This window comes from Pseudomonas putida, assembly GCA_041071465.1.
Lineage (GTDB): Bacteria > Pseudomonadota > Gammaproteobacteria > Pseudomonadales > Pseudomonadaceae > Aquipseudomonas > Aquipseudomonas putida_P.
The window spans coordinates 5631456-5653222 of sequence record CP163498.1 but is presented as its reverse complement, the minus strand read 5'-3'; the positions used below and the strand labels follow the sequence as shown (position 1 = coordinate 5653222).

14 protein-coding genes and 3 pseudogenes are annotated in these 21767 nt (G+C 63.8%); 13 read left to right on the top strand and 4 right to left on the bottom strand.

The window, feature by feature from the left end; translation table 11 throughout:
* Positions 1-12 precede the first annotated feature (12 nt).
* From AB5975_25975 to AB5975_25915, 13 genes and pseudogenes are all read left to right on the top strand, one after another.
* The gene (locus AB5975_25975; GenBank protein ID XDR19886.1) at positions 13-882 is read left to right on the top strand and encodes a DMT family transporter; all 870 of its coding nucleotides are present in this window, start codon (positions 13-15) and stop codon (positions 880-882) included.
* Complete coding sequence (locus tag AB5975_25970; GenBank protein XDR19885.1) at positions 883-1095, top strand: hypothetical protein; 213 nt, start codon at positions 883-885, stop codon at positions 1093-1095. It begins immediately after the preceding gene.
* A pseudogene (locus AB5975_25965) lies at positions 1074-3388 on the top strand (tetratricopeptide repeat protein). Before AB5975_25970 ends, AB5975_25965 begins: the two are co-directional and overlap by 22 nt.
* 93 nt (positions 3389-3481) lie before the next feature.
* The gene (locus tag AB5975_25960; GenBank protein XDR19884.1) at positions 3482-4456 is read left to right on the top strand and encodes an AAA family ATPase; all 975 of its coding nucleotides are present in this window, start codon (positions 3482-3484) and stop codon (positions 4454-4456) included.
* 11 nt (positions 4457-4467) lie between these two features.
* Positions 4468-5418 carry a DUF58 domain-containing protein gene (locus tag AB5975_25955; GenBank protein ID XDR19883.1) on the top strand — a complete coding sequence of 317 codons (951 nt, stop codon included), beginning with the start codon at positions 4468-4470 and terminating at the stop codon, positions 5416-5418.
* Positions 5415-5912, top strand: a complete 498-nt coding sequence (locus AB5975_25950) for a DUF4381 domain-containing protein (GenBank protein ID XDR19882.1) — start codon at positions 5415-5417, stop codon at positions 5910-5912. Before AB5975_25955 ends, AB5975_25950 begins: the two co-directional genes overlap by 4 nt.
* On the top strand, positions 5899-6873 hold the full coding sequence (locus AB5975_25945; GenBank protein ID XDR19881.1) for a VWA domain-containing protein: 975 nt from the start codon (positions 5899-5901) through the stop codon (positions 6871-6873). Before AB5975_25950 ends, AB5975_25945 begins: the two co-directional genes overlap by 14 nt.
* Positions 6870-8471 (top strand): VWA domain-containing protein, encoded by a 1602-nt coding sequence (locus tag AB5975_25940; protein XDR19880.1) that lies wholly within the window; start codon positions 6870-6872, stop codon positions 8469-8471. Before AB5975_25945 ends, AB5975_25940 begins: the two co-directional genes overlap by 4 nt.
* Positions 8468-9778: a hypothetical protein gene (locus tag AB5975_25935; protein ID XDR19879.1), complete on the top strand. Its 1311-nt coding sequence runs from the start codon at positions 8468-8470 to the stop codon at positions 9776-9778. The genes AB5975_25940 and AB5975_25935 overlap by 4 nt, the downstream gene beginning before the upstream one ends.
* 44 nt (positions 9779-9822) lie before the next feature.
* Positions 9823-10833: an HAD family hydrolase gene (locus AB5975_25930; protein XDR19878.1), complete on the top strand. Its 1011-nt coding sequence runs from the start codon at positions 9823-9825 to the stop codon at positions 10831-10833.
* 84 nt (positions 10834-10917) lie between these two features.
* Positions 10918-12486 (top strand): arylsulfatase, encoded by a 1569-nt coding sequence (locus tag AB5975_25925; GenBank protein XDR19877.1) that lies wholly within the window; start codon positions 10918-10920, stop codon positions 12484-12486.
* An 81-nt stretch (positions 12487-12567) separates the two neighbouring features.
* Positions 12568-15095 (top strand): annotated as a pseudogene (locus AB5975_25920) (fused MFS/spermidine synthase).
* A gap of 70 nt (positions 15096-15165) precedes the next feature.
* The gene (locus AB5975_25915) at positions 15166-16767 is read left to right on the top strand and encodes a mechanosensitive ion channel family protein (protein ID XDR23035.1); all 1602 of its coding nucleotides are present in this window, start codon (positions 15166-15168) and stop codon (positions 16765-16767) included.
* 7 nt (positions 16768-16774) lie between these two features.
* On the opposite strand, the gene AB5975_25910 is transcribed toward AB5975_25915, so the two are convergent.
* The 4 genes and pseudogenes from AB5975_25910 to aspT all read right to left on the bottom strand — a co-directional run bounded on the left by AB5975_25910 (position 16775) and on the right by aspT (position 21766).
* Positions 16775-17788, bottom strand: a complete 1014-nt coding sequence (locus tag AB5975_25910) for an AraC family transcriptional regulator ligand-binding domain-containing protein (GenBank protein XDR19876.1) — start codon at positions 17786-17788, stop codon at positions 16775-16777.
* A gap of 72 nt (positions 17789-17860) precedes the next feature.
* Positions 17861-18528, bottom strand: a pseudogene (locus AB5975_25905) (DUF3313 domain-containing protein).
* Between the two features lie 50 nt (positions 18529-18578).
* Positions 18579-19871 carry an OmpP1/FadL family transporter gene (locus tag AB5975_25900; protein XDR19875.1) on the bottom strand — a complete coding sequence of 431 codons (1293 nt, stop codon included), beginning with the start codon at positions 19869-19871 and terminating at the stop codon, positions 18579-18581.
* A 212-nt stretch (positions 19872-20083) separates the two neighbouring features.
* Entirely contained in the window at positions 20084-21766 is a 1683-nt protein-coding gene (gene aspT, locus AB5975_25895; GenBank protein XDR19874.1) for an aspartate-alanine antiporter, read from the bottom strand.
* Between the last annotated feature and the right edge of the window lies 1 nt (position 21767).

Genomic DNA, 21767 nt, shown 5'->3' with positions numbered 1-21767 from the left:
GAGGGCTTACCGATGGAAAGAACAACAAGCGGGTGGATCAACGGCTTCATTGGCGTCGCGATCTTTGCGGGCTCGTTGCCCGCCACCCGTGTGGCAGTGGCGGCCTTCGAACCTACGTTTCTGACCTGTGCCAGGGCAACGATTGCCGCCACGGTGGCTGCGTTGTTTTTGATCGTGCTACGGCAGCCGCGACCTAAACGTGGTGATGTGTCCTCCTTGGTGGTTACCGCGCTGGGTGTCGTTATCGGTTTTCCGCTACTGACGGCGCTGGCCCTCCAGCACATCACCTCGGCACATTCCATTGTTTTTGTCGGGCTGCTGCCACTGTGTACCGCAGCGTTTGCCGTTTTGCGGGGCGGTGAACGACCTCGGCCACTGTTCTGGCTGTTCTCGTTGACCGGTGCTGGGCTGGTCGTTGGCTATGCGTTGATGAATGGCGCAGAGGCGTCGGTGGTGGGCGATTTGCTGATGATGGCTGCTGTAGTCGTTTGTGGCTTGGGGTATGCCGAAGGGGCGCGTCTTTCGCGAACATTGGGCGGGTGGCAGGTGATTAGCTGGGCGCTGCTTGTAGCCTTGCCGTTTATGTTGCTGCTGACTATCGCCAATTTTCCAGCACCTGATGCCTTTGCCAAGGTAAGCGGCCCTGCGTGGTTCAGCTTCGGCTACGTTTCACTGTTCAGCATGCTGATTGGCTTTGTGTTCTGGTACCGAGGGCTGGTCCAGGGTGGCATCGCGGCAGTGGGTCAGCTGCAACTCTTTCAGCCGTTCATGGGGCTTGGGCTGGCCGCATTGCTTCTGCACGAGCACGTCAGCTGGCTGATGCTTGTGGTGACGCTGGGTGCGGTTATCTGTGTTGCCGGGGCCAAGAAATACGCGCAGTAAATGGCTGACGCCGTTTTCATCCAGACGATACCGGGGCGCAATTTTCTTGCGGCGCTGCGCCTGTACGGCAGTGAAGATGCCTTCTACGATCAGACCTGGAAGTCGGACGCCGTCGCGAACGTCAGACAAGGGGCACGACACGCGACAGCACTGAAAACAGCCCGGGACAGGGCGGAGCGTGGAGCTGATGAATGGGATGGCGTACACAGGTGATGCAGGGCGGTTGGGTGGCGCTCTGCCTGGGGGTCCTATTACTCATTTCAAGTGGTGTCAGCCTTGGCGCGGCAGCTGTTGGTGAAGGCCAACTACCTGCCTTGGCCAAGGACCGCGAGGGCTACGCCGATGCCGACAGTTGCCAGGGCTGCCATGCCCAGCAGGCCGGGCAGTGGCAGCATTCCGACCATGCCTGGGCGCTGCGCGACGCCAGCGCGGCGAATGTGCTGGGCGATTTCAACGATGTGCACTATGACCAGGACGGGGTCAAGGCACACTTCTATCGCAAGGGTGGCGGGTACTTCGTCAACATCGAGGGCGAGGATGGCAAGCCTGCGGACTTCCAGGTGCTGCATACCTTTGGCTACGCGCCGCTGCAACAGTACCTCGTTGCCTTGTCGCGCGGCCGCCTGCAGGCGCTGACCATTGCCTGGGACAGCCGGCCAGCGGAGCAGGGTGGGCAACGCTGGTTCTCGCTGTACCCGGGCAGCGCTTTGCACCGGGCGATCCGCTGCACTGGACCGGCCGCTACCAGAACTGGAACGGCATGTGCGCCGATTGCCATTCGACGCGGCTGGTCAAGCATTACGACGATGCCAAGGACAGTTTTGCCAGTACCTGGCAGGAGAAGACCGTTGGCTGCCAGGCTTGCCATGGCCCAAGCCAGGCCCATGTCGACTGGGCCCGCGAGCATCCCGGCGCTTCGCCAGCCCAAGGGCTGAGCGTGGACGTCAAGGCGTTGGGCAGCAGAGGCCAAGTGGAACAATGCGCCTACTGCCACAGCCGTCGGCAGAGCCTGGGCACTGGCCAGATGCCTGGCCACCCGCAGTTGGACCAGAGTTTGCCGGCCACACTGCGCACCGGCTTGTACCATGACGACGGGCAGATCGACGGCGAGGTCTACGAGTACGGGTCCTTCACCCAGAGCAAGATGTTTGCCGCCGGGGTCGGTTGCACCGATTGCCATGATCCCCATACCACCCAGGTGCGTATCGAAGGCAACGGCTTGTGCCTGCAATGCCACAACGCTCAACCCAACACCGCGCGCTTCGCCGGCCTGCAGGCCAAGGACTACGACAGCCCCGCACACCATCACCATGCCGCCGGCTCACCTGGGGCGCAGTGCGTGAACTGTCACATGCCAAGCAAGGATTACATGGTGATCGACCCTCGGCGTGACCACAGCTTGCGCATCCCTCGGCCTGACCTGGCTGCCCAGGGCATTGGCCCGGATGCTTGTACCACCTGCCATCAGGGCCGCGAGCCGGCGTGGGCTGCCAGTGCGATCGATAGCTGGTTCACCGCACCCAAGCGCGCGGCCCATTACGGGCAAGCGTTCCATGGCGTTCGTCAAGACCCAGGCACCAGCCTCAGCCGGCTGGGCTACCTCCTCGCGGACAAGCACAACCCTGCGATCGTGCGGGCAACGGCTGCCCAGCAACTGGCCGATCTTGGGCCTGCGGCCGCCAGCAATCTGCGCTGGGCGTTGCAGGACAGTGACGCGCTGGTACGGGCCTATGCCGTGGGCAGCTTTACCCGTTTGCCGGCTGAACAGCGTATTGCGCCGTTGCTGCCGCTGTTGCAGGACCCCGCCCTGGCGGTACGCGATGAAGCCGTGCGGGCCTTGGCCGATGTACCCGCCGCACAGCTTCCCGAAGCCAGCCGCGCAGCGTTCACCACTTCGCTTGCCGACTACGAGCAGCGCTTGCGGGGTAATGCCGACCTGCCTGGTGGGCGGCTCAACCTGGCGGTGCTGATGCAGCGCCAGGGCCATGACGCGCAGGCCATGGAGCAGTACCGCCAGGCGTTGCACATGGACCCGTATTTCACACCGGCCAGGGTCAACCTGGTGACCCTGGCCAGCAGCAGCCAACGTCTGGATGACGCCGAAACACTGCTGCGCGAAGGCGTTGCGCTGGACAAGATGCCGGCAACGGACCGTGGCAACCTGGCGTACATGCTGGCCCTGTTACTGGTCGAGCGGAGCAAGCCGCAAGAAGCGGTCGACTGGATGGAGCAGGCAGCTGTGGCGCTGCCGGGCAATTCGCGTATTCGCTACAACCAGGGCCTGTTGCTGTCCCGCATGAACCGCCGCGACGAAGCGCTGCAGGCCTTGCGCAGCGGCCTGCAGCAAGCGCCTGAAGATGCCGACTTGCTGTATACGCTGATCTACCTGCATGCCTTGGCCGGTGAGCGTGAACAGGCCTACCCGTATGTGCGGCGAATGCGCGAGGCCGCGCCCGACGATCCACGGTTGCAGGCGATCGAACCTTACTGGCGCAACAACCCGTGAGTGCTGCCATGTTCTCTTCACGACACCCCATTGCAGCCTTGCCGTGCGCGTCTAGATTTACCACACCGCTCATCCCACCGAAGGACCGTTGCCGTGAATACCCACGAACACGTCCAGGCACTGGAAGCATCGGTCGCGGAAAAGGTCCTCGGCCAGGCTGATACCATTCGCCATGTCCTGTTAGGCCTGCTGGCCAACGGTCATGTCCTGCTCGAGAGCCTCCCAGGCCTGGCCAAGACCCGCACGGTCAAGGCACTGGCGACGCACCTGGACGCGCAGATGCGGCGCATTCAGTTCACCCCCGACCTGTTGCCTTCGGACATCACCGGTGGCGAGGTGCTGCAGCAGACGGCCGAGGGCAACACGATCAGCTTTCAGCCTGGCCCGTTGTTCGGCAATGTGATCCTGGCCGACGAAATCAACCGTGCTCCGGCCAAGGTCCAGGCAGCCTTGCTCGAGGCCATGGAAGAGCGCCAGATCACGGTGGCCGGGCAGAGTTACCCGATGTCTGGGCTATTCATGGTGCTGGCGACCCAGAACCCGATCGAACAGGAAGGCACCTACCCGTTGCCCGAAGCGCAGATGGACCGCTTTCTCATGAAGCTGCAACTCGATTATCCACGCCCTGAAGATGAAACCCAGGTACTGCGCTTGGTGCGGGAAGAGGACCAGGCCGGTCATGAGGCGGCGGCGCAACCTGCGCGCCTGGCCCAGCAGGTGATCTTCGATGCCCGTCGCGAGGTGGCGCGGGTGCACGTATCGCAGGCCATCGACCGATACCTGGTCGACCTGATCAATGCCACGCGCTATCCCGCCACGCATGACCCTGACCTGGCGCGCTGGATCAGGATCGGTGCCAGCCCGCGCGGCGGCATCAGCCTTGACCGGGTGTCGCGCGCGCATGCCTGGCTCAACGGCCAGGATTTCGTTTCGCCCGACAATGTGCGTGCCGTGGTGCACCCGGTACTGCGCCATCGCCTGCAGCTTTCCTATGATGCGATCACCGATGGCGTGGCGGCCGACCAAGTCATCGACCGGTTGTTGGACAAGGTGGCCATTCCCGCCTGACGGACTTGCCCATGGATGCGAACATGGTAGTGCCGGATGGTTTCGCGTATGCCTCGCTTGCCGAGTTGATGGCGCTGGAGGCCCGTGCCCAGGGGTTGAGCTTTGTCGCGCGCCAGCCGCTTGCGAGCATCCTTTCCGGCAACCATGCCTCACGCCTGCGAGGCAGGGGCCTGAGTTTCGACGAGCTGCGCCGCTACCTGCCCGGCGATGACCTGCGTCACCTCGACTGGCGCGCGTCGTTGCGCTATGGCAAGCCCTTCGTGCGCACCTTCACCGAGGAACGTGACAGGCCCACCCTGGTGCTGGTCGACCAGCGCATGAGCATGTACTTCGGCTCGCAGCGTTACTTCAAGTCAGTCAGCGCCGCGCAGTTGGCGGCGATCTGTGGCTGGGTGGCCTTTCACGCCGGTGACCGGGTGGGTGGCATGGTCTTCGATGGCCAACGGGTAGAGTATGTAAGGCCCCTGCGCAGCCGAGCACGGGTTGAAGCGTTGTGCAGCGCAGTGGTCAAAGCCAATCATCGGCTGTCAGCCTATGCCGCTGATCAGGAAAACGATGCACAGCTGGACAAGGTGTTGCGTAGCTGCGCCGCCAGTGCCGGTCACGACCACCTGATCTGCATCATCAGCGATTTTGCCGGCACTACGGCCGAAACCTTGCCGTTGTTGCGCCGGCTGAGCCTGCACAATGATGTGATCGCCATCCAGGTCTATGACCCGATTGCCCTGCAGGTGCCGGACAAGGGGCGGTTGAATGTCACCCAAGGCGCCGAGCAGGTCGAACTGGCGGTGGGCCAGCGGCGTATCAACCGGCCGTTGGCCGAGTTTCTTGCCGGGCGCCTGCAGGGTGTGGCCGAACTGCTGCGCCGTAGCCAGGTGCCATTGATGCGGGTCAGCACCGCCGATGACAGCCTGCAGCAACTGCGCCGCGAGCTGGGCCGCCTGGCTCAGGTGCCGCGATGAACGCTGCCGCCCCCTCCATCGACCAGTTGCGCGAGCTGACGCCGGGTGTGCCGCCGTTCAGCTACCTGCCGCAGACCTGGGCCTGGTGGGTGCTTGGCGTACTGGTGCTGTTGCTGGCCTGCCTTTGTGGGGCGCTGCGCTGGCACCGTTGGCGGCGCGACCGGTACCGCCGTGAAGCGCTGGCCCGGCTTGATGAGCTGGCAGCGAGTGAGGGTGAACAACGGCTTGTGGCGTTGCGTGAACTGCCCGAATTGCTCAAGCGTGTGGCGCTGTCGATGCCGGATGCGCCGCCCGTGGCGAGCTTGGCCGGCGCGCAATGGCAGTGCTTCCTCGACCAGCGCGCCCGCCGGCCGCTGCCATCGGGCTTTGCCGACACCCTGCAGTTGCTTGCCTATGCGCCGGACGCGACCTTGCGCCGGCTGGACACGCAGCAGGCGAACGCGTTGTTCGGTGCCAGCCGTGGCTGGATCGAGGGGCACCATGTGGCGCTTTGACTACCCGTGGGTGTTCCTGCTGTTGCCGCTGGCGTGGTTGGCCTATCGTGCGCTCAGCCCGTACCAGGAAGGCCGTAGCGCGTTGCGGGTACCCTTCTTCGCAGCCATGAGCCGCGCTGTCGGCAAGCAGCCCGGGAGGGCCAGCAGCGGGCAAGGGCATGTACTGCTGAACCTGCTGGTGTGGTGCCTGTTGGTGGCCGCTTGCGCAAGGCCTGTGCTGGTGGAAAAGCCGATCCAGCGCGAGCAGCCAATCCGTGACCTGATGCTGGCCATCGACATTTCCCAGTCGATGGAAGCGACCGACTATACCGACGCCAATGGCGCTAAAAGCGACCGCCTTAGCGCGGTGAAGTCCGTGGTGCGCGACTTCATCGCCCGGCGCAAGGATGACCGCATTGGCCTGATCGTGTTTGGTACCGGTGCCTATCCGCAGGCGCCGTTGACCCTCGACCATGCCAGCCTGTTGCTGTTGCTCGATGAGGTGGGGATCGGCATGGCTGGGCCAAACACCGCGCTGGGCGACGCCATCGGCTTGACCATCAAAGCCTTGGAGAAGACCCCAGAGCAGGAGAAAGTGCTGATCCTGCTGACCGATGGCAATGACACCAGCAGTGCCATTACCCCTGACCATGCGGCCCACCTGGCCCAGGCCAACGGTATCGTGGTACATACCATTGGTATCGGCGACCCGCAGGCGACTGGTGACGCCAAGGTCGACCTGACGACCTTGCAGGCAATCGCCCGCACCACCGGCGGGCAATTCTTCCGCGCCGACGACCGCCAGGCGCTGCAACAGGTGTATGCCACCCTCGACCGCCTGAACCCGCACAAGGTGCAGACCTTCAGCCACCAGCCCAAGCGTGACTTGTTCGTCTGGCCATTGGGTATGGCAGCCGGTTTGCTACTGGCGGGGCAACTGCTGGCCCTGGTCCGGGCACGGCTTGCGCAGGTGCAGGCATGACCATCGACCTTGCGGCCTTTCACTTCCTTCGCCCCTGGTGGTTGCTGCTGATCGTGCCGGGTGTCGTGCTGCCCTTGCTGTGGTTGCGCCGACACGATCTGCGGCATCAGTTGAGCGGCATCATCGCTCCACACCTGATCAAGCACCTGATGATCACCCCGGCCCACGCGCGGCGGCTGCGCCCGGTCCACCTGCTGGGTGCGGCACTGGTGTTGAGTGCCATTGCCGCTGCCGGGCCGACCTGGCAGCAGGACACACCTGATTTTCTCGACGACCGCGCACCGCTGATCGTTGCCGTGGACCTGTCGCCCTCGATGGATGCCGACGATGTGCCGCCCAGCCGGTTGGCCGCAGCCCGACATACCTTGCACGACCTGGTCATGCGCCGTGGCGGCGCGCGTACCGGCCTGATCGCCTATGCCGGCAGTGCGCATCTGGTGTTGCCTTGCACTGAAGACCCAGGCTTGCTGGATACCTTTATCCAAGCCTTGTCGACCGACTTGATGAGCGCGCCCGGCAAGAATGTATTGGGCGTGATCGACGAGGCCTTGAAGCTGCTGGGTGCGGAAAAGTCCCCTGGAACCTTGCTGCTGTTGACCGATGGCGCCGATGCCAGCCAGTTCGACGCCATCGCCAAGCGGCTAGCCGGCACGCAGTTGCAAGTGTTGGTGCTGGCTGTCGGCAGCCAGTCCACCGGCCCCCTGCGCAACGCCCAGGGCATGCCGCGCCTGGATACCCTGGGCCGGCCGGTGCTAGGGGGCTTTGACGTTCAGGGCCTCAAGGGCCTGGCCAAGGCTGCCAGTGCGCCCTTGGGCAGTTTATCGCTGAACGATGACGACCTGGATTGGGTCGAGTTGCATGCCCAGCGGCACTTCAAGGCCGCCAGTGCCGAAGCCGACCAGGTGCACTGGAAAGATGCCGGTTACTGGCTGTGCTGGCCGTTGTTGCTGGTGGTGCTGTTCAGCGTGCGACGTGGCTGGCGGGTGAACTGGCTGCCGGGGCTTTTGTTGGCCGTGCTGCTGGGGACAGGCGCTGAGCCCGTCAGGGCCGGGGGATTGGCCGATGCGTTTTTCACGGCTGACCAGCAAGGGCGCTGGGCATTCGAGCATGGCCGTTACCCGCAGGCCGCCGCGCACTTTCGCGACCCTTACTGGAAGGGCGTTGCCGCCTACGAAGCGGCCGACTACCCGGCCGCGCTGGCGAACCTGGGCAAGCTGGACACGGCACCGGCCTGGTTCTATCAGGGCAACAGCTATGTACGGCTTTTCAAGTTCCCGCAGGCAATAGCGGCATATCGCCAGGCGCTGCGCCTGCAACCTGACTTTGCCGAGGCCAAGGCCAACCTGGCGCTGGCCGAGGCGTTGCTCAAGGACTATGAGGGCCAGCAGCAAGCCGGCACGCCTGACGAAAAGGCCGACAAGGTGGTGGAGGATCAGACACCCGCCGCCGGCGACCAGCAACAACAGCAGAAAACGCCGCAGGCGGCTTCCGACCAGCTGTGGCTGAACAACCTCACCACGTCCCCTGCGCAGTTTCTCAAGCGCAAGTTCTCGATCCAGGATGCCGCCGCGCAGCAAGCGGCCAAGGAGGCGCCATGATCCGCCTGGTGGTGCTGGTGCTGGCTGGCCTGGCAACCGTTGCCATCGCCGCCGAGCCCGAGGTACGGGTGCAGGCGCGCTTGGTGCCGGATACAACGGTCATGGTCGGGGCCAGTGTGACACTCGAGGTCGATTTGCTGGTCGACACCTGGTTCACCGCGCCGCCGGAGCTGCCGGTGTTGCAGTTGGCCGGTGCCGTGGTCAGCCCGCCCGGTGGCGAGGCTGAGCACCTCAATCAGCGGCTCGATGGCAAAGCCTTCTTCGGCCTGCGCTACCGCTATCAGATCACACCGAGCGTGGCGCAGTCGTTCACGGTTCCGGCACTGACAATCCGTGTCCATCCTGGCCAGGCCAGCGCTGCGCAGACAGTGCAAAGCCAACCCTTGTCGTTTGCCGCCAAAGGGCAGGCCGGTGGCGATGGCGAACAGCGCTTGGTGGCACAGGCGCTCGACGTCAGCCAGGCCATCGAGCGCTCGCACACGCCGCTGCGCGCTGGGGATAGCATCACCCGCCGTTTGCACATCGTGGCCCGCGGGGGCCAGGCAATGCTGATTCCGCCGCCGATCTTTGCCGAGGTCGATGGCCTCAAGCGCTACGCGCAGACCCCAATCGTGTCACCGGTCAGCGACGGGCGCGGTGGCACCCTGGGCGGCCAGCGCGAGGACAGCGTGACCTATGTGGCCGCTGCCGCTGGGCACTATCGGCTGCCTGCCATCGAAGTGACGTGGGTGGACGCTGCGAGTGGTGAACCGCGCACGGCCTCGGTGCCAGCGCTGGACATGGAGGTGGGCAAGGGCAGTTACCAGGCACCGTTCTCCTTGAGCGAAGATTTGCGCGCACTTGGCCGAGGCGCGCAAATCAGCATCGCTAGCCATTGGGTAGTGCTGGTGCTGCTGGCGTTGCTGGTGGGCGGGGTGGGCTGGGCCGGTCGCGCTTGGGGGCAGGGCGCCTTGTTGCACTTCAAGCGCTGGCGGGCTGGCCGCCAGCAGGCCTGGCTGAATTCACCGAACTACGCCTGGCGTCAGGCTCGTCGACAGTGCGCCAGCGAGCCGGCACGGCTGGATGCCATGTATCTGTGGCTGCGTCGGGCCACAGGCCAGCGCACGCTGTCGTCAAGTGAACATCCTCGTGGCAGGCAAAGCGAAGAGGCTTTGCTAGCCTTTTTGCAGGATTTCTATGCTGCCGGGCGCCTTCGGCCACCCCCCGCCGATGCCAGGCTGAGCCTGTTGTACAGCCTGCGGCAACAGGTTGAGGCGCACCCAGCCAAGCCTGTCGGCAAGCACGCGCTCAAGCAACTCAATCCCTGACAGCCTAGCTGTCAGGTCGGCAACTCAAGCAGGGATGATTGGCCATGCGCAAGGTCCTGGTGAGCACCGCTTCCGTTCGTGCGCTGTTATGTGTCTTGCTGCTGGTGCCGGCCCTGCAGGTGCTGGCCGCTGAGCCGTTGGCCTCTTGGCGTGACGGGCCGTCGCGCCAGGCCATCGAGGCTTTTGTTGGCGCGGTCACCCAGCAAGGTGGCCCCGACTATGTCGCCCCGGCCGAGCGCATCGCGGTGTTCGACAACGATGGCACGTTGTGGAGCGAGCAACCGTTGTATTTTGAAGTGCTGTTCGCCATGGATGAGGTCAAGCGCCTGGCGCCGCAGCACCCGCAGTGGCGTAATCAGCAGCCGTTCAAGGCGATACTCGAGAACGATCACCAGGCGCTGGCGGCGCAAGGCATGGACGGCATGCTCAAGATCGTCGCGGCCACCCATTCGGGGATGAGCAGTGAGGATTTCATTGCCCGCAGCCGCAGCTGGCTGGTCAGCGCCCGTCACCCACGCACCGGCAAGCCGTACACCGAGATGGTGTTCCAGCCAATGCTCGAGCTGCTGGGCTACCTGCGTGACAACGGCTTCAAGACCTACATCGTGTCAGGTGGCGAGGTCGCCTTCATGCGCGCCTTTGCCGACGAGGTGTATGGCATCCCGCCGGAGCAGGTGATCGGCACGACCCTGGAGGCTTCGTTTCAGGACCAACAGGGCAAGCTGAGCATCCAGCGTTTGCCCAAGGTAGTGCACAACGACGACGGCCCGGGCAAGCCGGTGAGCATCGATTCGATCATCGGCCGCCGACCGCTGCTGGCGTTCGGTAATTCCGACGGCGACCTGCAGATGCTGCAGTGGACTAAAGCGGGCAAGGGCCGACGCTTTGCCGGGCTGGTCCACCACACCGATGCCCACCGCGAATGGGCCTATGACCGCAAGAGTTCGGTCGGGCGCCTTGACAAAGCCCTGGACCAAGCCACCGCCAAGGGCTGGACCGTGGTCGACATGGCCAGTGAATGGCGCCGTGTCTACCCCTTTGAAACACCGCAATGATTCATCAACCAGCCGCAGCAGCACGGCGATCGCCGTGCCAGCAGTCGTGGACGACAGCAGTGACGTGAAACGGAGAGCGTAGCTATGAAGTCCAGTAGAGCATGGTTGTCGGCGGCCGCCCTCGCGGCAACGGCAACGTTCGGGGCGGGGCTGGCCAGTGCGGCGGACAAGCCGAACATCCTGGTCATCTTCGGTGACGACATCGGCCAGACCAATATCAGTGCCTATGGCAAGGGCGTGGTCGGTTACCAGACGCCGAACATCGACCGCATCGCCAAGGAAGGCATGATGTTCACCGACTATTACGCGGAGAACAGTTGCACCGCCGGCCGGTCGACGTTCATCACCGGTCAGTCGGCATTGCGCACCGGCCTGTCCAAGGTCGGTATGCCTGGCGTACCGGTGGGCCTGCAAGCACGCGACGTTACCATCGCTCAAGCGCTCAAGGCACATGGCTATGCCACTGGCCAGTTCGGCAAGAACCACCTGGGGGACAAGGACGAGTACTTGCCGACCAACCATGGCTTCGACGAGTTCTTTGGCAACCTGTACCACTTGAACGCCGAGGAGGAACCGGAGCGCCCTTACTGGCCCAAGGATGATGCCGAATTCGTCAAGGCCGCTTCACCACGCGGTGTGATCAAGTCCAGCGCCGACGGCAAGATCGAAGACACCGGTGCGTTGAACAAGAAACGCATGGAAACCATCGACGACGAGACCACCCAGGCGGCGATCAACTTCATCGACAAACAGGTCAAGGCCGACAAGCCTTTCTTCGTGTGGATGAACACCACGCGCATGCATGCCTTTACCCATGTGCGCGAGTCGATGCAGGGCCAGAGCGGCATGGTGGGTAACGAGTATGCCGACGGCATGCTTGAGCATGATGGCGACGTGGGCAAGCTTTTGAAAACCCTCGACGACCTCAAGGTGGCTGACAACACTATCGTGGTCTACACCACTGACAACGGCCCGAACCAGTGGTCCTGGCCGGATGCGGCGACTACACCGTTCCGCAACGAGAAGAACTCCAACTGGGAAGGGGCCTTCCGTGTACCGGCTATGATTCGCTGGCCAAACCATGTCAAGGCGGACACCGTCTCCACCCAGATGATGTCGGGGCTGGACTGGTTCCCGACGCTGCTTGCGGCCATTGGTGACACTGATATCAAGGACCGCTTGCTCAAAGGGGCCGATGTCGGTGGCAAGAACTTCAAGGTGCATCTGGACGGCTACAACCAACTCGACTACCTCACAGGCAAGAGCGACAAGAGTGCACGAAACGAGTTCTTCTACTTCAGTGACGACGGCGACCTGGTAGCGATGCGCTACGACAACTGGAAGATCGTTTTCTGCGAGCAGCGTGCGCCAGGTGGTCTGAAGGTATGGAGCGAACCGTTCACCTGCCTGCGGGTGCCGAAGCTGTTCAATCTGCGGATGGACCCATACGAGCGGGCAGACGTAGTGTCTGACCAGTACTACGACTGGCTGACCAAAAACGACTATCTGATATTCAACGGCGTGAAGAAATCGGCGCAATTCCTGCAAACCTTTGTCGAGTACCCACCTAGCCAGCGGCCGGCCAGCTTCAGCATCGACCAGATCCGCGCTGACGTGGACAAGAAAATTGAAGAAAAGATGAACAAGCAGTGAGGACTACACTGTAGTGCCATGACCGCAGGGGCGGGCGTGCTCGCTCCTGCATCTTTACCCGTATGCACAAGGCGCTCATTCATGGCATCACCTGCAGCATCTTCCGCTGTTTCCCGTGAGCCTCGCACCCAGTCCCGTCCACTGCTCGCATTGCCTGCCACGCTGCTGTTCCTCTCCGGTGCTGCCGGTCTTGTCTACCAAGTGCTGTGGATCAAGCAACTGTCATTGGTCGTGGGTGTGGAAGTGCATGCCGTCGCCACCGGTATCAGTGCCTTTTTTGCCGGGCTTGCCTTTGGCGGCCTGCTGTTCGGGCGTTGGGCCGACCGCCTGCAACGCCCAGTGCGCCTGTACGTTTATCTTGAGCTCGCCGTTGCGCTGCTGGGGCTCGGCGCCACCCTTGGCCTGGCCCATGCCGCCGGACCGTTCGCCCGCCTCGAGGCCAGTGCCGGCCTGCTGGCCTGGGCGCTGCCCTTCGTGCTGGTGGGCGTACCGGCCTTGCTCATGGGCGGTACCTTGCCCGTACTGGTGCGCACGCTGGCGCCTGTCACCGGGCAGTTGGCAGAGGCGGGTGGGCGCTTGTACGCGGCGAACACCGCTGGCGCGATTGCCGGCACGCTAGCGGCGGCCTTCGTACTGCTGCCGCGCCTTGGCGTTACAGGCAGCGCCTGCGCAGCTGCCAGCCTGAACCTGCTGGCAGCATTGGGTGCCTGGCTTTCTTACCGGCGAGAAGTGAGCTTGCCGCCGCTTGCCAATGCCTCGTCGACATCACGCTCGCCGCAGGCACGCCTGGCCATCGCCCTGTATTGCATCGCCGGGGGAGTGGCGCTGGGCTACGAGGTGGTGTGGAGCCAGTCGATCGTGCCCTTCATGAGCACCCGGTCCTATGCCTTTGCCGTGGTGCTGGCCACTTACCTGGCCGGGCTGCTGGCCGGTAGTGCGCTGTATGCCAGGCGTGCCGACCGAATTCGTGATCCTTGGGGTGTGTTCGGGCTGTTGATTGCCATTGCCGGGCTGCTTGCCCTGTTGCAGCTTGCCGGGCTGGGCCGCTGGCTGGTGCAGGCCCAGACGCAGGCCGAACTGTTCGCCCTGCAGCTGACTGGCAACGAACTGCTCGGCATGTGCGCGCGTTTCGCGGTGGCGGCCGCGTGCATGGTGTTGCTTCCAACCACATTGCTGGGCGCCGCATTTCCACTGGCCTTGCGCCTGGTGGTGGACAGCGGTCATGTGGGGCGGGATGTGGGCGCGGTGGTGGCGCTCAACACCCTGGGTGGCATCGCCGGCGTGCTGCTCACGGGGTTCGTACTGGTGCCGCAATTGGGCCTGGTACGTGCCTTGGGGGCGCTTGCCGCAATGGCCGTGCTGGTAGGGTTGGTGGCGGTGTGGCGTGGCCAGGGTGTACGTCGCCCTGCTGCGTTGGCCGTGTGCCTGGTGGCCCCTGCAACCGTGCTGGTGGTGCTGTTGATGCCGCCGCAGCGCCTGGCCGAGCTGCTGCCAGGCGCACGCAACGGGCAACTCACCTACTACCATGAGGGCAAGGGCGGCACGGTGGCAGTGGTCACCCAAGGGCGCCAGGGGCAAACCTTCAGCCGCCTTTACATCCAGGGTGTTTCCAATACCGGCGACGCCATGCCATCGCTGCGCTACATGCGCTTGCAAGCCTTGCTGCCGTTGCTGATCCACAATGGCGAGCCGCGCTCGGCCTTGGTGATCGGCTTTGGCACCGGTATCACCGCCGGGGCGATGCTACGTTACCCTGGACTGGAGCGCCCGGTGGTGGCCGAATTGCTGCCTGAAGTCTTGCAGGCGGCGCCCCGTTTCAAAGGCAACTATGCCGCGGTGGCGGACCCACGCCTGGACATTCGCTTGCGCGATGGTCGCCGTGAGTTGCTGCGCAGTGAGGCGCGCTACGATTTGATCACCCTGGAACCACCGCCACCCTCGGCGGCCGGCGTGGTCAACCTGTACTCGCGCAACTTCTATCAGCTGGCCGCCGCCCGCTTGCAACCTGCTGGCCTGGTCGCGCAGTGGCTGCCCTTGCCGACCCAGAACGACGAAGACAGCCGCTCGCTGGTGCGCAGCTTCATCGATGTCTTCCCCATGCCACGCTGTGGACCACTGAGTTCCACGAAATGCTGCTGATCGGCTCATTGCAGCCATTGCAGTTGGATGTACCGCGTATCCGCCAGCGCCTGGCGCAAGCGAGCGTGGCCCAGACGCTGGCCGAGGTGGGTGTCGCTTCGCCAGAGGCCTTGCTGGCCACCTGGATTACCGACCGTGCCGGGCTTGAACGTTACGCCGGCAATGCATTGCCAGTGACCGACGATCAGCCACGCATCGAGTACGCGCCGTGGGTGCGCCCCCGGGAAATCACCCGTGTGCTGCCAGCCTTGCTGGCCCTGCGCAGCACGCCACCGCTGCAGGGCGCGGAACCAGGCTTCGCCAGCGCGGTGAGTGACCAGTGGCGCAGCCTGGCACTTTTCTACAGCCTCAGCTTGCATGCCTACAACGGCAACCGCCAGGCCTGGGCGCGGGAAGCCCGCGAACTGGCCCGCAGCGACGGCGGCAACCCGTATTATCGCTGGTTCCTTGGCCCCAGTACCGGCCAGTGAAGCCTGTGCTATCACTACAGGACTATCGGCCAGGGAGTGAGCAATGAACCGTCTGTTGACTGCGCTGTTGATGCTGTGTGCCTTGCTGCCGCTGGCGGGGCATGGCAAGGATGCGGTGGGTAGCGCGACCGATGGCGTGCCGGGTGAACCGGCAGAACTGCGCATCGCCAACCGCAGCATCTTCACCTTCCACGCCACCTTGCTCGGCGAGACCCCGGCCGCGCGCGCGCAGCGGGCGACGGCGGTGATCGATGAGGCATTGCGCGGCACCGACGAGCTGAAAGTCAGCGTCGACCCCATCGTCAACAGCCACCTGGTGCTGCTAGGTGGGCGGCGGGCCTTCATCGTCGCCCCGCAGGACCTGGGCGTGGAGGGTGGCGACACCCGGGAGGCGGCCGAGCAGGCTGCGGCCACGTTGCGTCAGGTCGTGGATGAAACCGGCGAGGCGCGCAGCCTGCGTTTTCTGCTCAAGGCGCTGGGCTTTTCCGCCGTCGCGACACTGGTGTTCGTGCTGCTGATCAAGGCTGCCAACCTGGGCCGACGCAGACTGCGCGGCCGTTTGCCGCAATTGATGCGAGAACGAGCCCGGCAGATCAAGGTAGGCCAACTGCCGCTGTTCGACATGCAGTATGTGTACTTTGTGATCGACCGGCTGCTGCGCCTGATGTACTGGGTGATCGTCTTGCTGCTTGGCTACCAGTGGCTGAGCTTCGTGCTGTCGCAATTCCCCTATACCCGGCCGTGGGGCGAAAGCCTCAACGTGCATCTGCTCGACCTGCTGCGCTACCTGCTCGACGGCATTCTGCATGCCATTCCCGGTATTGCCGTGGCCGTCATGATCTTTTTCATCGCCCGCGGCATCAGCGGCTTCAGCCGCCGCGTGCTGGAGCGCATGGCCCGCCCGGGTACGCTGAAGTGGTTGACCGAAGAAACCTTGCAGCCCACCACCCGGCTAACTTCACTGGCGATCTGGCTGTTTGCCCTGGTGATGGCTTACCCGTACCTGCCGGGCTCTGGCACCGATGCCTTCAAAGGGCTTTCGGTGCTGTTGGGCCTGATGATTTCGCTGGGTGCCTCCAGCGTGGTCGGGCAGGCTGCGGCGGGGCTGATCCTGACGTATTCGCGCACACTGAAGGCCGGTGAATACGTGCGGGTAGGGGATAACGAAGGCACGGTGACCGAGGTGGGCATGTTCAACACCACCATCCGCACCGGTTTGGGCGAGGTGTTGACGCTGCCCAACTCGATGATCACCGGGTCGGTGACGCGCAACTATTCACGGGTGGTGCAGGGCCAGGGGTACATCGTCGATACGGTGGTCACCATCGGCTATGACACGCCCTGGCGCCAGGTCGAGGCGATGCTGGTGGAGGCCGCGCAGCGCACCGAGGGCATTCTTGCCAAACCCAGGCCGCAGGTGTTCCAGACCGGGCTCTCGGACTTTTACCCCGAATACCGCCTGGTGGGCCAAGCGGTGCCCAGCGAGCCACGGCCGCGCGCCGAGCTGTTGAGCCTGTTGCACGCCAACATCCAGGATGTATTCAATGAATACGGCGTGCAGATCATGTCGCCGCATTACCTGGGCGACCCGGCTCAGGAGAAGTGGGTGCCGCGTGAGAAGTGGTTTGCCGCGCCGGCGCGGGAACCGGGTGGCGATGGCAAGGATGCCTGAGCGCTACTCAAAGTGCGGCGATCACCGGGTCGCCGTATTGCCGTCGATGCTCAAGCGGCGTGATATCGAACCAGCGCAAATGCGCACGGCAGAACGAGGTGGTACGGCGATAGCCCAGCTCGTTGGCGATCTGCCCGACAGACAAGGTGGTCTTGCGTAGCATCTGTTGTGCCTGGCAGCGGCGAATACCGTCCAGATAGCCTTCGAATTCGATACCATCGCTGGCCAGGTGCCGTTGCAAGGTGCGTGAATTCATGTTCAAGGCCAGCGCCACCTGTTCCAGGGTGCAGCGTTGGGCGGGCAGCAGCATCTGGATCTTGCGCTCTACCGAGGCCAGCAGGCTGTCGCAAGGGACGGCCTGGTTCTCCAGGAAGTGGCGGACGATGGCATGCAGGTCGGCGTCATGGTGCACGCAGGCTTCTTGCAGTACGTCAGCCCCCAGCACCAGGCTGTTGTGGGCCTGGCCGAACAGCACCGGGCAGTCAAAGTAACGTGTGTAGCCCGAGGCATCGCCCAGCGCGGCGTGGCGCAAGGTCACCGCCCGTGGCCGCAGTGGCGCGCCGCGCAGCTCGCCAATCAGCAGCCGCGCCCCCATCACTGATTTCTCGACAATTTGCGGCGTCTGTTCGGAACTCGGCAGGCCGTTGTCGAAAAACAGCATGGCCTGCCCGGCGCGGTGTTCCAGGCGAAAGTGGATAGCCGGGCTGTAGTGGCGCATGTAACGGATTACCGCCACCAGGGCGTGGCCTACGGTGGGGGCGGAGTTGGCCAGGTGGCGCAGCGGGCCGACCAGGGTCGAGCCTTGGCGCAACGCCAGCTCCAGGCCGAAGCGGGGCAGGCTCAGGGCGTGCGCGCTGCCTTCGAACAGTTGCACCAGGCTCAGGTAGGGTAGGTGCTTGCCGTAGTTGCCGACCACATCCGGGGCAATGTGCAGCGGGGCCAGAAAGTCCCGCTGCGCAGCACCGTGTTCGACCAGTAGCTGGTCATATTGCAGCAATGCGCTGCCGCGAATGCTGTCCATGGAATCGCGCCTCATCAGTGACCGGGGCAGGCCTGCACGCTCCTGGGCAGGGCCGTGCTTGAGGGAAGCGGCCTATTTCCGCAATGCCTGGAAGGAGCCGACCATGTCCTTGGCCCAGCCATCGAGTACGGCTTTGGCGTCTTTTGCCTGCATGACCTGGGATGAGTCATCCAGCTCGGTACCTGCACCTTTGCGCACCACTTCGGCCACCACCTGGTTGCTGTCACCATCAAGGAACGCCGCTTCGGTGGCGATGCTGGTGTCCTGGTCACGGATACCGGTGGCGGTGCTGATGCCTGCGGCGATCAACGCAATCGGAATGACTTCATAAGGGCGCAGGCTTTTGGTCTGGGCGCTCACCGCCGTTATCGCCGGGCGCACCACCAGTACGCGCGGACCAGGGCTGGTGGCCAGCGGTAATACCTGGGAGAAGTGGTTCTTCAGGGTCTGGTCGTAGTACTGGGTGATCCCCGTCAAGGTCGATTGCGGCACTTTGTCGGTCGGTTGCGGTTTGGGGTAGAGCTGGCTTGGCTCTATGTACACGCTGGTGTAGCGCTTGGCATCGACCCGGGCTTGATCCAGCGCATGACTGGCGCGCCGGACGGCGACTTGTCTTCCTTGAGGATGCTGTAGTCCTTCAGGAACCCTGAATACTGGTCGGACTCCACGTACTTGCTGGCGCACCCCTGCAGCATGAGGGTTGCAAGGCACAGCGATGCAGCCAATGTCTTGGTGTTCATGCAGCTTCTCCTTCGTTGCGTTGATCAATGCCCACCGCTTTGCCGGGGCGTCAGAAGCGCCAGGTGGCGCCACCGCCAATGATGTGCAAAGCGCTGTTGTCATAGCTGCCTGACAGCGTGTTGCCCGAGCGCGCCTTGGTCTGCTCGACGTCCATGTCGCCGAGCCACACCAAGGTGTAGGCCAGGTGCAGCTCCAGGCCCTCATCGACCTGGTAGTTGACCCCGGTAGCCAACCGCCAGGCCTCGCCCATGGGGTTGTCGACCGTGCGGTCCTTATCGTCCACGGCCGAGCTGTCGTAACCCAGGCCGACGCTCCAGCGCCATTGTCGGGTGGCCTGGTACTGTGCGCCCACGGAGGCATGCCAGGTGTCCTTGTATTGGCGGTCGACGGTGCGGCTGGTGCCGCCAGCGTCGCTGTCCACCTCCACGCCGACGTCGCCAAAGTCGCTCCAGTCCTGCCAGTTGAGGCTGCCGAGCAGGGTCCACTGGTCGTCCAGCTCGTGGGCGATGCTGAAGGTGACGGTTTGCGGCACGTTGAGGTCGAGCTCCAGCGAATCTACGTCGAGGCGGCGCAGGGCGACGTTGAGCAGCGGGTTGTCGATGTCCTTGAGGTGCGGCTTGTCCTCGAACTCCAGCTTGACCTTGCTGGTGTAGGCCAGGCCCACACGGGTGCGGGCATCAAGCTGGTACAACAGGCCCAGGTTGACGCCTACGCCGACATCGGTGTCCTTGTACTCCAGCTGGCCATCGGGCCGGTCGGCCAGGCCCAGCAGGTTATTGTTGATGGCCATCTCGGTGCGGTAGTAGCCGACCATGATGCGCGGGCCAACCCCGATGGACAGGTCGTCGGTGAACTTGTAGGCCCAGGTCGGTTGCATCGAAACGCCAATCACTGCGGCCTCCTGGGTGAAATAGCGGCCGGCCCAGTCGTCGTCGTAGTCCAGCGCCAGGCCAAAGTTGCCATACATGCCGAAACCGATGGCAGAGCGCTCGTCGAGCTGGTGGCTGATGAACAGGCTGGTACCGGGCAGGTATTGCAGCGCATTGCCGCCTTCGTTGCCGTCGAACTGGTTGCCGGCGTCGCGGGAAAAACGCAGGTCGCCAAGAATGACCTGGGCGTTGGCGCTAATCTGAGTGCCTTTGAGCCGGGTGATGCCCGCCGGGTTGCTCATCAGCACGCTGGGGTCGGTGGCCAGTGCGGCAGACCCGGCATTGGCCAGGCCGTTGCCCTCCTGGCCGGCTTCATAGATGAGGATGCCACCAGCCCAGGCCGCATTGCCGAACAAGGATGCCGTGCAAAGCAACAGGGCTGCTGAGCGGCGCAGGCAGTACAACGATTCCATCAGACGCTCCTTGTGACTGAAGCGCTGTACCGTTTTATGGCAACTACCAGCGAACGTTGAGGCGTAGTAGAAGCAGGGTAGCCATGTTGAAATCAGGCAGCTGGCGCCGGGCACACTCTTTTCACGACAATTTCACATTCTGAATGAGTAGCAGCTGCTGGCACTGTGAGTCAGTACTTTAGACGACACTTGCCGGCGGGCAAGTCGAGGCGTCAGGCAAAGGCGATGATGATCGGGCCACATACTGCGAGCAGCACATTGGAGACGGCATAGCAGACGGTGAAACCGATGACTGGGGTATTGCTTCCCGACTGCTCGATGATCTTGTTCATCGAGGCCGCTTCGGTCTGTGCTCCGGCCAGCGCGCCCAACAGGATCATCGGATGCAAGCGCAGCACGTAGCGGCCAACGTAGAGTGTGACCAGCGGCGGAATGAGGGTCACCAGTGCGCCTGCCAGCAACAGTGCCATGCCTTGTTCCCTGACCGCCGTCAGCGCCGCCGGCCCGGCCAGCAAGCCCACGACCGCGCCGAAGGCGGTCAGGCCAAACTCGGAAAACGCCCACTGTGCGGCAGGTGGCAGGGCGCCGAGATCGGGATGTCGCGAGTTGTACCAACCGATCAACAGCCCGGCTAGCAACACGCCACCGCCGATGCCGAGTTCCACTGGAATCATGCCGATGTGGGTAGACAGCAGCCCCACCAGTGAACCGGCAACCAGGCCCAGCGCATGGATGGCGATATCGCTGCGGTAGCTGGCGTGTCGGATCCGGCCCAGTTGCGCGGCCAATGCGTCAACACTGCTGGCTCGCCCAGTAAGGCTGATGACATCGCCCCGACGCAGAATGGTTTCCGGCAAAAGGGGCAGGGGCAGGCCTTGACGGGTGATGCCCGTGAGAAAGCAACCCATGCGCTCGGAACCGGTAAGTGCGGCCTTCACCTGATGCAGGCTGCGACCGGCCAGGTGGCGGCTGGTCAGCACGATGTCGGCGCTGCGGGTGGCGAACGACAGGCTTTGCGGGTGATCCACTTCCGGGCCTATCCAGCCGTGCAGATCGCTCACAGCATCGCGCAGGGCGTATATGCCCAGGATGTCGTCACGTTCAAGGCGCAATGCCGGGTCGCGCTCCAGGTGTTGCCCGGCGCGGGTGACGCGTTCGATGCTCAGCGCCGGGTGCAGCGCCTCCACATCGGCGATGGTTGTGCCGGCTGCATGGGCGGCCGTGAGCCGATGGGCGCGCACGACGATGCGGGTATAAGGGATGCTGATGGCGTCTTCATTGCGTTCAATGCCCAGTTCACGCTCCAGCGCCTGGGCGCTGCTGCGCAAGTCCACCCCGAGCAGGCGTGGCGCCAGGCTGCCGACGAAGACGATCAGCCCGACGGTGCCGAATACATAGGTGATCGCATAGGCTACAGCCATGTGGCTGTTGAGCTCGGCCTTGGCTGCCGCGTCCAGCGGTAATTGGGCGATCGCGCTGCTGGCCGTGCCCATGATCGCCGTGTCCGTCAGGGCGCCGGCGCCCAGGCCTGCGGTAAAGCCTGCATCGAAGCCGTACAGCGCGTTCATCGCCAGAATCACTGCCAGGGCAGTGCCGCACAGCACCAGCGAGAGAATGACCAGCTTGAACGTGCCGCGGTTGAGGCTGCCGAAGAATTCCGGCCCACTCTTGAAGCCGACCGCATAGATGAACAAGGCGAAGAATACCGATTTCAGTTCGTGGGGCACTTGCAGGCCGATCTGACCAATCAGCAGCCCCATCAGCAGTGCGCCAGCGACAGAACCCAGATGGAAACTGCCCAGCTTGATACGGCCGAGCAGGATGCCCAGGGCAATGGCGAGAAATACAGCGATTTCGGGATTGTCTCGCAGTGCATCCATGACCCGGTCAAGCATG

What these genes read in the sequence shown, in the direction of transcription:
- AB5975_25975 (XDR19886.1), top strand. Translation starts at nt 13, where the DNA reads ATGGAAAGAACAACAAGCGGGTGGATCAACGGCTTCATTGGCGTCGCG.
- AB5975_25970 (XDR19885.1), top strand. Translation starts at nt 883, where the DNA reads ATGGCTGACGCCGTTTTCATCCAGACGATACCGGGGCGCAATTTTCTT.
- AB5975_25955 (XDR19883.1), top strand. Translation starts at nt 4,468, where the DNA reads ATGGATGCGAACATGGTAGTGCCGGATGGTTTCGCGTATGCCTCGCTT.
- AB5975_25950 (XDR19882.1), top strand. Translation starts at nt 5,415, where the DNA reads ATGAACGCTGCCGCCCCCTCCATCGACCAGTTGCGCGAGCTGACGCCG.
- AB5975_25945 (XDR19881.1), top strand. Translation starts at nt 5,899, where the DNA reads ATGTGGCGCTTTGACTACCCGTGGGTGTTCCTGCTGTTGCCGCTGGCG.
- AB5975_25940 (XDR19880.1), top strand. Translation starts at nt 6,870, where the DNA reads ATGACCATCGACCTTGCGGCCTTTCACTTCCTTCGCCCCTGGTGGTTG.
- AB5975_25935 (XDR19879.1), top strand. Translation starts at nt 8,468, where the DNA reads ATGATCCGCCTGGTGGTGCTGGTGCTGGCTGGCCTGGCAACCGTTGCC.
- AB5975_25930 (XDR19878.1), top strand. Translation starts at nt 9,823, where the DNA reads ATGCGCAAGGTCCTGGTGAGCACCGCTTCCGTTCGTGCGCTGTTATGT.
- AB5975_25925 (XDR19877.1), top strand. Translation starts at nt 10,918, where the DNA reads ATGAAGTCCAGTAGAGCATGGTTGTCGGCGGCCGCCCTCGCGGCAACG.
- AB5975_25915 (XDR23035.1), top strand. Translation starts at nt 15,166, where the DNA reads ATGCTGTGTGCCTTGCTGCCGCTGGCGGGGCATGGCAAGGATGCGGTG.
- AB5975_25910 (XDR19876.1), bottom strand. Translation starts at nt 17,788, where the DNA reads ATGGACAGCATTCGCGGCAGCGCATTGCTGCAATATGACCAGCTACTG.
- AB5975_25900 (XDR19875.1), bottom strand. Translation starts at nt 19,871, where the DNA reads ATGGAATCGTTGTACTGCCTGCGCCGCTCAGCAGCCCTGTTGCTTTGC.
- aspT (XDR19874.1), bottom strand. Translation starts at nt 21,766, where the DNA reads ATGCTTGACCGGGTCATGGATGCACTGCGAGACAATCCCGAAATCGCT.